At 46.3% G+C, this 12932-nt stretch carries 13 protein-coding genes; 9 read left to right on the top strand and 4 right to left on the bottom strand.

Annotated features, from left to right (window positions below):
• Window positions 1–5 precede the first annotated feature (5 nt).
• Complete coding sequence (locus EL173_RS00170; protein ID WP_020752119.1) at window positions 6–2579, bottom strand: ABC transporter permease; 2574 nt, start codon at window positions 2577–2579, stop codon at window positions 6–8.
• A gap of 9 nt (window positions 2580–2588) precedes the next feature.
• Window positions 2589–3290: an ABC transporter ATP-binding protein gene (locus tag EL173_RS00175; RefSeq protein WP_012807323.1), complete on the bottom strand. Its 702-nt coding sequence runs from the start codon at window positions 3288–3290 to the stop codon at window positions 2589–2591.
• Window positions 3291–3462: 172 nt separating this feature from the next.
• On the opposite strand from EL173_RS00175, the gene EL173_RS00180 reads away from it, so the two are divergent.
• The 3 genes from EL173_RS00180 to EL173_RS00190 are packed head-to-tail and all read left to right on the top strand — an operon-like array spanning window position 3463 to window position 5195.
• The gene (locus tag EL173_RS00180) at window positions 3463–4014 is read left to right on the top strand and encodes a TetR/AcrR family transcriptional regulator (RefSeq protein WP_014571015.1); all 552 of its coding nucleotides are present in this window, start codon (window positions 3463–3465) and stop codon (window positions 4012–4014) included.
• Window positions 4015–4059: 45 nt separating this feature from the next.
• The gene (locus tag EL173_RS00185) at window positions 4060–4866 is read left to right on the top strand and encodes an HAD family hydrolase (protein WP_005690342.1); all 807 of its coding nucleotides are present in this window, start codon (window positions 4060–4062) and stop codon (window positions 4864–4866) included.
• Between the two features lie 8 nt (window positions 4867–4874).
• Window positions 4875–5195, top strand: a complete 321-nt coding sequence (locus EL173_RS00190; RefSeq protein WP_005690340.1) for a hypothetical protein — start codon at window positions 4875–4877, stop codon at window positions 5193–5195.
• A 175-nt stretch (window positions 5196–5370) separates the two neighbouring features.
• Here the strand turns inward: EL173_RS00190 and EL173_RS00195 are convergent, their stop codons facing one another.
• Window positions 5371–6144 (bottom strand): sulfite exporter TauE/SafE family protein, encoded by a 774-nt coding sequence (locus tag EL173_RS00195; RefSeq protein ID WP_019728341.1) that lies wholly within the window; start codon window positions 6142–6144, stop codon window positions 5371–5373.
• 163 nt (window positions 6145–6307) lie between these two features.
• Here EL173_RS00195 and EL173_RS00200 point away from each other — a divergent pair, with 163 nt between their 5' ends.
• Both EL173_RS00200 and EL173_RS00205 read left to right on the top strand, forming a co-directional pair.
• Window positions 6308–6913: a TMEM175 family protein gene (locus EL173_RS00200; RefSeq protein WP_005690336.1), complete on the top strand. Its 606-nt coding sequence runs from the start codon at window positions 6308–6310 to the stop codon at window positions 6911–6913.
• Window positions 6914–7165: 252 nt separating this feature from the next.
• Entirely contained in the window at window positions 7166–7768 is a 603-nt protein-coding gene (locus EL173_RS00205) for a sugar O-acetyltransferase (RefSeq protein WP_005687952.1), read from the top strand.
• A 6-nt stretch (window positions 7769–7774) separates the two neighbouring features.
• On the opposite strand, the gene EL173_RS00210 is transcribed toward EL173_RS00205, so the two are convergent.
• A complete protein-coding gene (locus EL173_RS00210; RefSeq protein ID WP_005690335.1) occupies window positions 7775–8113 on the bottom strand; it encodes a hypothetical protein in 339 nt (112 codons plus the stop codon).
• Window positions 8114–8390: 277 nt separating this feature from the next.
• On the opposite strand from EL173_RS00210, the gene EL173_RS00220 reads away from it, so the two are divergent.
• The 4 genes from EL173_RS00220 to EL173_RS00235 all read left to right on the top strand — a co-directional run bounded on the left by EL173_RS00220 (window position 8391) and on the right by EL173_RS00235 (window position 12539).
• On the top strand, window positions 8391–9833 hold the full coding sequence (locus EL173_RS00220; RefSeq protein ID WP_005690334.1) for a C69 family dipeptidase: 1443 nt from the start codon (window positions 8391–8393) through the stop codon (window positions 9831–9833).
• 157 nt (window positions 9834–9990) lie between these two features.
• Complete coding sequence (locus EL173_RS00225) at window positions 9991–10617, top strand: DUF6198 family protein (protein ID WP_024305751.1); 627 nt, start codon at window positions 9991–9993, stop codon at window positions 10615–10617.
• Window positions 10618–11048: 431 nt separating this feature from the next.
• Complete coding sequence (locus EL173_RS00230; protein ID WP_005690332.1) at window positions 11049–11582, top strand: hypothetical protein; 534 nt, start codon at window positions 11049–11051, stop codon at window positions 11580–11582.
• Between the two features lie 483 nt (window positions 11583–12065).
• The gene (locus EL173_RS00235; protein ID WP_005687943.1) at window positions 12066–12539 is read left to right on the top strand and encodes a hypothetical protein; all 474 of its coding nucleotides are present in this window, start codon (window positions 12066–12068) and stop codon (window positions 12537–12539) included.
• Window positions 12540–12932: the final 393 nt, after the last annotated feature.

Below are 12932 nucleotides of genomic sequence, written 5' to 3' on the forward strand. Positions count from 1 at the left end.
GTAAGTTACTCGTTTGATTTCAGTGCCTCGACCATATCCACACGTTGAAGTCGCCGGTGCGTGAGCCAGGTGACAATACCGGTAAAGGCCATCATCAAAAGCGTGGCCGTGAGATAACCGATCATACTAATCGTCAACGGGAAGACAACGGCCTCGGTTTCGGCTTGGAATAGAATATAGGCGGTTAAAAGATTACCCAGTCCATAGCCTAACAGGATGCCGACAATGGTAAGGACGATACTTTCGCGGCTGATATACATCGTCACCTCACGATCAAAGAACCCAAGCACTTTGATGGTGGAGAGTTCGCGAATACGCTCGGAAACGTTGATGTTGTTTAGGTTATAGAGGACGACGAAGGATAAAACCGCACTAAGCAAAATGAAGATCAGGACAATCGGGTTTAACATGCCGCTCATGTTGTGCAAGGTCTTTTTCGCGGTGGTGGTGAAGCTGATGCCCACAATCGCATGATGATTCAGCAGACGTTTAGCTAAGCGATCGTCCTGCTGCTGACTTTGCGAGCGCAGACGAACGAGCAGCGAGTTTGGTGCAGACTGTTTGCCGACTAGTTGTTGATACGCTGTGGCAGAGAGATAGCCAAAGTGACCGACATAATTTTTGGCGATCCCTTTGACGGTAAAACGATGAGCCTGACCAGCAGTCGTCGTCACCTTTAACCGATCACCGGTGTTAAGCTTCAGTGCTTTTGCCAGTTTACTGGTAATGACAATGCCGGTACTTGGCAGGGTTAAGGCTTGATTGGTAGTCGTTGAACGCAGACTGACGTAAGGTTCAAGCTGTTTGCCGGTTGTCGGAGCAAAAAGATTAACATCGCTAATTTGGTGACCGTTGCTGCTTAATTTGGCAGTGGTACTGCTAACACTGACGGCACTACGATAAGCACGACTTTTTTGCAGAATCGTTTTGGCAGCGGCTGGTTGCTTACCATCTGCCAGTCGGACGATGGCTTGGTAATGAATCACGTCGCCATATTGTAAAGTGCCGGTCGCGGTAATGGAATCCTTTATGCCAAATCCGGTAAGAATCAAGGCGGTTCCGCCGGCGATCCCGAGAATGGTCATGACAAGGCGTGACTTATAGCGGAAAAGATTGCGGTAACTGACTTTTTGATTGAATGAAAGGCGTGACCATAAAGGGGTGATGCGTTCAAGCAGGATCCGTTTGGCGGACTTGGGCGCACGCGGACGCATCAAAGCGGCGGGTTTTTCCGTCAGTTCATTGCGCACCACGATGATCGCAGCGCCAAGAGTTGCGATTAAGGCTAATAGCAGCGACAAAAAGATCAGTGGCCATTGCAGCGAAATCACTTGCTTAAGCGGGATGTAGTTCTTATACAGGCTTAAGACGATGCGCGGGATGCTGAAGTTGCCGGCAAAGACGCCGATGATACCACCGAGTAAACCGGCTAAGGCAGCATAGGCCAGATAGTTACGGGCAATGGCCCATTTGCCATAGCCTAAAGCTTTAAAAGTTCCGATTTGAGCGCGGGCTTCTTCGACCATGCGACTTACGGTGGTAAAGGTGATTAATGCCGCAACGAGGAAGAAGAATACGGGAAACACATTGGCGATGGCGGCAATGCGATCGGCTGAACCGCCATAATCGCCGAAGCCCGGTAAATCATCGCGGGTTTGCCATGTGAGACTAGTGGTCAGTTGGTGGCGGGCCGTTGCGGTTGCCTGCTTTTTGAACCCTGCTTGGTAAGTTTTGACGGTTTGCGTCGCTGTTGCAGTCGCTGCGGTGGCAGGCATGCCAGCTGCAACTGCCTGATTGGTGGCTTTGGTCATCGCCGCCTGGGTCATTTTAGCTTGGATGGTCTTGGCTAAATCTGCTTGCGCCTGCGCTTTAACGCGTTGCTTGACCTGTTTCATTTTCGCAGTTACGGCGTCTTGATAGGCTGTGCTGAAAGTGTCGCGGGTTTGTAAGTTTGGAAAGCGGATGTTGAGCTGCGAGGCAACAGGCAGGTTCATTTGCTGATCAGGGATATACGCAAAATAACGGACCGTGCCATCCCCGATATTTGCCGACCCGCGGCTAGTGTCTTCGATATAGGCTGGTGAGTCAGCAAAGCCGGTGATGGTATATGTTCGGTCCTTAAGCCCGCTGCTACGTGCAAACGTGTAATGCTGGCCGAGTCGATAGCCGCTCTTTTTAGCAACGGTGTCTAGCACGATTTCATCACGGTGCGTGGGGAGGCGGCCACTGGTGAGGTGGAGGCGATTGATTGTGGCCGTTTTTTGATAGCCGTATAAAGCGACAACATCACTTGAGCGGCCACCGATTGCATATTTGAATTTAACCGCTTCGGCTTGGGTTCTCTTGACTGACTGTGCCGCTTTGACTTGGGCAGAGCTGACGCCAGTAGTTGCCAGCAATTGGGCATCGGCGAGGTGATCGGCTTTAACGGTCGTATTCAGTGAGTCTTTGAGAGCGGGACCCGTGGCTTTAACCCCGACAAATAAAAGCACGCCAAGCATAATAATGATGACAATCGCAATGAAGCGGCCGAGTGAATCGCGAATGTTACGCCAAAGATTTTTAGTTAATGGTTTCAAACTGATCACCTACCACTCGATGTCCGCTACCGGTGTCGGTGCCGGCTCGTCGTGAATGCTGCGAACTCGAGCATCATTGATTTCAACAACCCGATCCGCCATTTTGGCAATCGCGGCATTATGGGTGATGATCAAGACGGTTTTATGGTCTTTGCGGCTGGCATCTTGCAACAGCTGCAAGACCTGTTTACCGGTTTTGTAATCCAATGCGCCAGTCGGTTCATCACATAAAAGCAGTTTCGGATTCTTCGCCAAGGCTCGGGCAATGGCCACCCGTTGCTGCTCGCCACCGGAAAGCTGCGAAGGAAAATTATCCAGCCGGGCACCTAAGCCGACTTGTTTAAGAACCGTGGTGGGATCCAATGCATCAGCGACAATTGAGCCAGCCAGTTCAACATTTTCCTTAGTCGTCAGGTTAGGAATCAGATTATAAAACTGGAAAACAAAACCGACATTGTGCCGTCGAAAAGCTGTCAATTGGCGATCCGAAAAAGTTGCGATATCCGTGCCGTCAATCCAGACCTCACCTTCTGTTGGCGAATCCATCCCGCCTAGAATATTCAGCAATGTCGATTTACCGGCACCGCTGGGACCAAGAATGACCGTGAGCTTACCTTGATCAGCCGAAAAATTAATATCGTGATTGGCGGTGATGACGGTTTCGCCCATTTGGTAACGTTTTGATTCATGTTTTACTTCGATATATGCCATGGTAGCCTCCTGAAAGGTGTTGAGATAGTTCGCGCTTGAGTCAAACCTACGCTCAACACGTTGTTCATTTAATAACATTATGTTAGATTAAAACCAGTCGTTCAAGCACAGAATCCGGATATCTGTTGTTAAATGAACACGTTGTACAGATCATGTTGGTTTGGAGGTTATGATGACAGGCATAAGCAATAATCGGCGGGTACAATATACCGTGAGCCAGTTTAAAGCGGCGTTGTTGCAAATTCTGGCAACGAAATCACTGGATGAGGTGACGGTCACTGAGATTTGTCGGCAAGCGGATCTGAATCGAGGTACCTTTTATTTGCACTTTGCATCACCGCTGGCATTATTTGAACAAATTGAAACCGATTTATTAAATGAAATTCAACCGTATCTCAGTGTTAAAATAGATGACATGACCAAGATGCTAGTTCCGATTCTCAAGGTCATCACACAGCATCCGCAAGCAGCCACGATTATTCTGACCAATCCGGATAGTACGGTGTTGGAGAAAATTGTCCGTCCGATTCAGACGCAGACGCAAGCACGCTACCAGGCATGGTACCGTGAAGCCGATCCAAAACAGCTCGCTTATTACTACGCATTTTTCGTGCAAGGGGCGGAGGGCATGTTAACGATGTGGTTGAAACAAGGGATGAAAGAATCACCGGAACAAATTGCGAAGGTGATCGAAAATGTGGTGACAAAAGGGGCGCCGCATTGAGCGAGAGCCGCCAAGCGCTAGTTAATTCATTAATAGGAGAAAGAAATGCAAAATGTAAAATTAATCGCCAGTGACATGGATCAGACATTGTTGACCAGTGAAGGGACGCTGCCGCCGCACTTTGATCGTTATCTTCAGCGGCTCAATCAAGCCGGGATCGAATTCGTGGCTGCCAGTGGTCGGCCGCTGTATACCTTGCAGGAAACCTTTCCGCATTTTACTAAGCAAATTTCATTGGTTTGCGATAATGGCGGGTTGGTCGCCTCACATGGTCAGATCATCGGCAAGAGTTTAATTCCAGCCGCAGCGTATCGCGAGATTGTGGCGTTTATCTGTGACAAGACCGATGGCGTTCCCGTCTTATGTGCCTTGGACGCTGCCTATATTAATGCGGCAGATGGCCAGTATGCCCCGGCACTATTGCCGTTTTATCATCAACTAAAAAAAGTGCCTGATCTGATGGCGGCTTCCTTGGAAGTGGACAAAGTGACGATTTACTTCCCTAATGCCGATAGTCGTGTCAATGCGGAACGGTATTTCCGGCCGGCTTTTGGCCAAAATTACACGGTTCAAGTGAGCGGCGAAACATGGTTGGACATTCAGAATCTGGGGGTGAATAAAGGTCGCGGGATGCGCATTTTAAGCCGCCATTTTGATATTCCAACCGCACAAATGATGGCGTTTGGCGATTATGATAATGACATTCCGATGTTAGAGACGGTCGGATACAGTTACATCATGGCGAATGCGACTCAAGGGATGGCGCAGCACGCGAAGTATCGGACGCGCAGTAACGATGAGTTCGGGGTCTTGCATGTGATGGATCAAGTGTTGCAGGCGCAGGAAGGCTAGTAACAAATATGGCGGAGATTTTGATTCGTGTGGTGATCGGGTTTTATGGTTTTTTGATGCTGCTCACAATCTGGCAAGCGGGAAAAACGAACCAGAACGCCTCTTACTTAAACCAGCTATTCGCACTGGCCGCTGCGCTAGTCCTGACAGCGGCTGTTATTCCTGACAAATTCAGCGCTTTGGTCATACTTTTGATCGGGTTATTAGGTCTGTCAGCGGTTTCGTGGTTTAATGGCATCCGATTGTATGGCAGGCCGCATATAAAGCATCATTTGATTAGGTTAGTCGTTCACTTAATCTTATTTGGATTAGCAATGTGGTTGCTGTGAGCGTGATGGCTTTTTGTGCAACCAAGGTCAATGCAGGTATAAAAATACAGGGAGTATGATGTGTTCTCACAATACTTCCCTGCAAAATCGTGATTACAAGCTAAACGCCGCCAGTACTCGCTAAAGTTCATGCGGCGTTTTTGCTTGCCCGGATGAACGATAAAACTAGGAAAAATCAAAGATAAGCCTGCGCAAATAACTTTGCCGCCAGCAGGAAGGCCAGTGCTGCAATAATGACGCGTAATAATTGAACCGGTAAGCGGCGGGCGATGATCGGGCCGATGTAGCCGTCGATGAAGAGTCCAATGCCAAGCGGAATAACCATTAACCACTCGATTTTAGTGGTGAAAGCATAAATGACGGTGGCAATGGCGTTAGCTGCAAAGCCGGTCAGATTCTTCATCGAGTTGGAGACAATAAACGGTTGGTCAACTGTCAGGGTCAAAGTTGCCAGCATGACCACGCCGGCAGCAGCGCCGAAATACCCCGCGTAAGCACCCGTTACGAAAATAACAATGGTCTGTGCAGCTTCTTGGCGAAAGGTTAAGGTCTTCACCGGCTCGCCTGGACGATGCTCCTGAGTCGGTAGTTTACCGCTGAATAAGAGTAAAAGTCCCGCCGCGATGATGAAAAATGGCACAATCTTTTCAAATGTCGAAGCCGGTGCAATCAATAGAAGAGCACTACCGAAAATACTACCGAGTGACACAATCAGAATCAGACGCCAAAGAAATTTACCCCGGCCGCGCAGTTCCGGCAGTGAGGAGACGGCTGAACCAACCCCAGTGAAGACGAGTGCCGCTGTATTGGTGACGTTAGCAATGACTGGTGGCACGCCGATTGCGAGCAGGGCTGGATACGAGACCAGTGAAGCTAACCCTGCTAACGTAGCAGTGAGTCCGGCACCGATCCCGGCAACCAGTAAAAAGGCAAAGATCGAAAAAGTCATAATTGCTGCTCCTTCAGGAATTTGTATGAATGTCAGCCAACATAGTGCGCAACACCATGTATCAGGATTGCATAGGTACTTATAAGCTGGCAAACATTGCTAGTCTCATCATACGCTAAAGCACGACTATTTGGGGGTATGATAAAAGGTAAAGAAGGGACAGATGCACATGTTTGAAAATAGCAAAAGCCGGCTTGATGCCATTTCGGATGGCGTATTCGCGGTTGTGCTGACATTGATGGTATTAGATATTAAAGTGCCCAAAACGCTGACTAAAGTGGACCTTTACGCAACCGGGTTTTCTGTCGTCATTTACTTTATCAGTTTTGCGGTGGTCGGCCAGTACTGGATCTTTCACCAAGAACTTTTGCACACTGTTCAGCAGCCAAGCACCAATTTTTTGGTATTGAATTTTTTCTATCTTGTGTTCATCTGTTTAGTGCCGTTTGCAACCAGTTTTATCAGTGACCATCCAGGTAGCCGTATTAGTGCGACATTATTTGCAGTTATTATCTTTATGGTTGATCTGTTTCAATTTATTTTGTTCCGATTAGTCATTGGCGAGCGACCGAAAAAAGAAAATTTAAATGCTCATGATTGGGAGGAATATCGCGCTGCGTCACTAATGGTACTTGTTGCCGTTATTTATATTCTTGTAGGTTTACTGTTGCCTAAGTGGATTCTTGTTGTGATTGCGCTCGGTTTAGGCGCCCGAACGTTGAATAATACCATTGGACATCGACTTCAACATCAAGGCAAGACTCAATAAAACGACGCCTTTATAACCATATATTTTTACCAAACTAAAGATCGCCCCAAACCATCTGATGAGTGTTTTGCTAGGATCATCAAATGGCCGATTTTTTACGTTGCGTAAGTCTGTGATACGATGAGGCAGAAACGAGGTAACTACGAATGCATGTAGCAAAGAGATGACGGTCGTTAAGATTAGGTCAAACAAAACTGGCTAATTCGAAAACAGTCCAACATTGACACCTATTAAAGGTAAAGGAGCGATTTCATGACGATTCAAGATAAAATGCATCAAGGGGCGTTGTATCAACCGATGAATGCAGATCTGCAAAAAGAACAGCTGGCGGCAATTGATCAGCTGGCGATTTACAACCAGATTCCGGCGAGCCATCAAGCAGAACGATTTGCCCAACTCAAAAAAATGTTCGCTGAAATTGGCGCTAAAAGTTATATTGAGGCGCCGTTTCATTCAAACTTTGGTGGGGCGCATGTTCATTTTGGCAGTGGTATCTATGCTAATTTTAATCTGACGTTGGTGGATGATACCCATATTTACGTGGGCGATCGCACCATGTTCGGGCCAAACGTGACGTTGGTAACTGCGACTCATCCGATTGATCCAACTCTGCGCGAACAAGGCTATCAATATAATAAGCCGATTCATGTGGGTCGCAATTGTTGGTTTGGTGCCAATGTCACGGTGATGCCCGGGGTTACCATTGGTGATAATACTGTCATCGGCGCTGGCAGTTTGGTCACCAAGGATATTCCAGCCAATGTTGTTGCATTCGGTTCCCCTTGTCACGTGGTTCGAAACATTACGGAAGAAGACCGGAAAACTTACGATCACGGTAAGCCAATTGACCTGTAGCGAGGCTTAGTCAGCCCAGGTTACTTCCGCAAAGCTCAAAATAAAGGTTTTGACGGCATAACGATTTAGCCGAGCAGTCGTCTGCTTAAGTTCCGCCTGCGAAACAGGGGAGGGCTTGACGTAATAAACCGTTCCTTCATCGTCATGACTATACGCAGGGGCATAAGCATTTTCAGAAGAACGCTGAATGCGGGCGCAAAACGCACTCTGAAAATAACCGTTCATTAGCAGCTTTGTCCTGACAGCCATTATTGGGGTTAGATGGCCAATGACGAAGAGCCCGATAATGGTATAAATAATGGTCGCAAGTTTCTGATTAAGTGTCATCTTTTTTAATTTGGTCATAGGTTGTCCTCGCTAGCATGATTTTAGCGGCTTGATCGAATAGGAGAACCAGTTGTGAAAGCAACAAACGATGATATGGGTATGTATTGGTCAGCTAATATGTGTCAAGAGAGGTACACGTATAAAATAGCGCCAACTCGAACTAGCATCAAGGCGAAGTTTTTTGGTCAAAAACTTTTAACGCAAAATGGGCATGGATTACAAAAAATCACTAGTCCAGCCCCAGCACTCGGCCCTACCAGTGCTATGATAAAAGCAACTGAAAGGAAGCGTGTCTATGAATCAGTTTGTGAACCATTTGAGTTGTACAGCATTGCTTGTTGGTAAGAAGGCGTCGGTTGATGGCTCAACGATGATTGCCCGCAATGAGGATGCGGCAGGCGGGATTAATCCGAAGCGGTTTATCGTTGTGAAGCCGGATGAACAGCCGCAGCGGTATGTGTCAACGTTTAACGGCTTTCAATTGGACTTGCCGCAGAACCCGCTGCAGTATACCTGTACCCCAGTTGCCGACACGAGCGATGGTACTTGGGGTGAGGCCGGGATTAACAGCGAAAATGTTGCCATGAGCGCTACGGAAACCGAGTTCACAAACACCACGATGCTGGGATTGGATCCACTTGAGCCAGATGGTATCGGTGAAGAGGCTATGCTGACGGTGGTATTACCGTATATTCATAATGCCCGAGAAGGGGTGCAGCGGCTTGGCGAATTACTGACGAAGTATGGCACCTGTGAAAGTAACGGCATTGCCTTTTCCGATGCTGATGAAGTCTGGTATTTTGAAACGGTTGGCGGTCATCACTGGGCGGCTGAGCGGATTCCTGATGATCGTTATGTATTGGCGCCGAATCAAACGGGGATTCAGGAGATTGATTTTGATGCGCCGGATGATTTCCAGTACAGTGCCGACTTGAAGGCTTTTGCTGAAAAGTATCATCTGAATAAAGCGAAGAAAGGCTTTAATTTCCGCGATATTTTCGGTGAAGATACGCAGGCAGATCATTTTTATAATACCCCGCGTGTCTGGTATGCCCAGAAGATGCTGAATCCTGAAGTTGACCAGGATCCGGAAAGTCGGACCATGCCATTTAGTCGGGTTCCGAGTCATTTGCTATCGGTTGAAGATGTGGCGATGGTTTTAAGCAGCCATTATCAAGCAACCGAGTTTGATCCGTATGGGCAGACAGGGACGGCCGAAACGCGGCATCGTTATCGGCCAATCGGGATGAATCGTAATCAGGAAATGCATATTTTGCAGATTCGACCGAACATGCCTAAAGCCCATGCGGCGATTCACTGGCTGGCAGAAGGCGTCAATATCTTCAATAGTCCGGTGCCATTTTTTGCCAACTGCACCACGACGCCCGAGAATTTCCAGTACACCCCGACTGATAAAAGTTCGACTGACAGCTTCTATTGGCTGAATAAGTTGATTGCTATGGTGGCGGATCCGCTGTTTGCCGAACATAACTGGGATGCCGAAGTGGCGGTTTCAGAAAGTCGCAAGTTCGGATTTGCGGCCGGACGCGCGGCGGTGGCTAAGGGAGACGCAGAGTTTGCAGACGTCAAGCCTGAAGATCTGCCAGCGTGGCATGACGAATTGAATGCCGAAACCGCAGCCACGATCACCAACGACCTCCAATACTTGCTGCATCAACTGGTTTGCATCCGCGCAGAAAAGATGACGCCGACTTTTGAAAAAGGCGGCGAACTATAGCGCTAATCTGACACACTTTTAAAAATTGAACGCCCGGCCACACTGACGGATTTTCATCAATGCGGCCGGGCGTTTATAATGATCAAGAAATCTATCAAGAGAATAGAAAGAAGGTCTTCTCATTAAGAATACAAAAACAGAACGCTGGATCGGGTTGATTGTCGGCTTGATATTAAACGCAGCGGGTAATGGACTTTGTATCGTTGGGGCGATGGGAAGTGGTTTGTGGACCGCCGCGGCGATTAATCTCAATGACTGGCAGGGATGGAATATCGGTGCGGTTTTGTTTACATTTGGCGTGCTCAATGCCATCTCCAACTTAATTTTGATTCGACAGTGGGACTGGCCACGATTCATCGGTGAGGTTATTTATACGCTGTTCTTCAGTTACTTTGTCAATGTTTTCACGTGGCTATTTACTTGGTTGGGTCTGGGAAATTGGCCTGTCATCGCCCGAATCTTTGTTTCCTGCTTTGGCGTTTTCTGCTTTTGTGTTGCGATTTCGCTGTATCAACGCGCGAATATCATCATGCATCCCAATGACGACACCACCAATATTTTGCGCTTCCTGTACTTTAAGGGTAATGCCACGGCGTCACAGTTAACCGATTTCATCCCACCGATCATTGTCACGGTAATTGCTTGGGCGGCGACTGGCAAACTGTTAGGGATTAACATTGCCACATTATTCTCGTTTCTTGGCAATGGTGTCATGATTGCGTGGGCTGACGAGCATGTTTGGCCGCAACTGCAACATAACTTTAAGGTTAAAGCTACTCGATAGAAATGACGAGATGAGGCCACGAGGGTTAACTTAATTCAAATAGCTTTTATGGATTAGTCAACTCTAAAGATTTGTTTCAAAAGATTTGATTTTAAGCAAAAATGGCTCTAAATTGGCATAGAATTTGGAGTTCAGAGGGAGCTACACCGTTTTTGGCACTTATTGTTGCAGACTTACAATCACGTGATTAAGCACGGCTACAGCAGAACAGTTTCTCTGAGTTTGTTTTTGTTACAACTCTAATTTTACGTTCACACCAAGAAGTTTCGGGATTTGAAGTAAGATTATATAGTTCGCTTAATTTAATATAACTGATCTTGCTTTGTTTAAACACGGGAGATCTCCACAACGATTGGTATAATTGGAGGCTGGATGAGGTTTACTGCTTTATACGCTAGGTGACACAACTTGCAATAATTTAGGGAGAAAATATGGATTACATTTATATCGTGCCACACGTACTTGTGATGTTAGTTTTTTCTATCACGTTAAGAATTAAGAATGAAATGTTTAAAAAAGAGCGAATAGAACGAATAGCGGCATTTAAACGGATTGACTCTGACGGGAGTGTCGGCATGGAGAAAGACGGTGATGAGAGTTTGAACACGCTCGTTGGTCGAAATTTGTATATTGAAAGAATGATGAATTCTCAAATGATTGGGAGCTATTTGGCCGTCATTTTCTTTTCTGCAGGGGTTATCTATGGGAACACATCTACAGGGCTTCTTCTTTTACCAAGTATCGGGGTCTTCCTCCTCTTTGCTAATGTGATTTTTCTGGGTGAAGAACAAGTTTTCCGCGTCATCAAGCAGAGAAAATTGGAAAGACTCTCGGAAAGGTACCCAAGCTTAATGTGTGTTCGAAAGGTTGGGTCAAAATGGTATTATCGCTACCTTTTACTGCTTGTCGTAGTTGGGGGACTCAACTTCGCTATATTTTATGCTGCTGCCGTTGTCTTCTACTAAAGCGTTGAATCAGTCGCTTCTCAGAATTTGATGCCTATTGGAACCCTAATGCTGTTGTGGAACAAGTAAGTAAAACAGTTCCGAGTCGTGCCAATCTCCGGCCGGATGGAGTGAGAATGCGGAACCAGAGCGGTGCTGACAAAAACCGGGTCGCTGCGTTGTTTCGTCGGATGAGCCTATTTGGTCGCTATATCAGTCTCAACGGACACTTATCTTGACCTGTATCGACTTACATAAGCAATGCTTGATACGGAATTGTATACTTCATCTTGGAATATTCGTCAGAGAGAGTCTATAGTGATGAGATCGGGAGTGACTAAGGTATCACTGAATCTGAGACGGTTCTAGTCAGAACAACGTAATTTTGTCACAGTAAAAAAGGCTTTCAGATTTTCCTGCCAAGATACTTAAATGTGTTTTATCTGAGTGATTCTGAATTTTTTAGCCGAGGACAGAAAATGTTTAAGGAAAGGAATATCAAAAATGAATGTCTATATACCCTTTATTGAGATGGTTTGTATCTGGGTGGGCGCTTCTACAATTATTTCAATTCTCAGAGGAAAACAGAAAAACAAGTTACTCCAAGAAGGCAAATATACAAATGAAAGTTACTCAGAAGCTAGAAAGAAGATGCAGGAGCTTACCACAAAGGCGTCAAATCAGCTTTTTAATCGTGCTTATAACATCATTATTGTTTGGTATTTTTTCATCGTTGTGTTTTCGTTAGGAGCAATAACGGCGAATTTTTCAATTGCGCCTGTTATTTACTTAATTGATGCGATCTTCTTTTTTGCTTTTGCTGTTATTAATCTTGGCGCATCATATTATACTCAAAAAGTGAGGAGAAAAATAAATACTGAGCTACCAGAAATTAAGTGTGCGGTGAAGATACTACTTTTTATTTTTCGGGATTTTGGCACGGCGTTAGTATTTTTGGTTTCTTATTTGCAGGCTTAAGCTGACTATATAAGTGTTGCATAGCGTTCATTTGGAATATTTTTGTCAGCGTTTTTTACATGAATGATATTGGTTTGCTACATGAAGAGGACAGGTCGTAATTCTATCTAAAATTTTGACGTTGTTTAAAACGCGAAAACTGGGGTGGAATAAACTATTAAAAATAGTTCCAAACCTCGCAAAACTGCACATGTAATTTCAATGCGCTGTCACAGCGTTCCAGACCCAGCTGGCCAGAGATTGCGAAGGTTGGCACGGCCTAGAACGCTTTTGTCGAACGATTTTTCAATAATTCGGCGTTTCAGAGGGTACACTGCACGGTCAAAAATTGTGGTGCGGCCTCAAAAAAAAGGCACGCCAGCTCTCGTCGGTGTGCCTTCCTTTTTAAACCTT

Source organism: Lacticaseibacillus rhamnosus (genome assembly GCF_900636965.1).
In the GTDB taxonomy this organism is placed as follows: domain Bacteria; phylum Bacillota; class Bacilli; order Lactobacillales; family Lactobacillaceae; genus Lacticaseibacillus; species Lacticaseibacillus rhamnosus.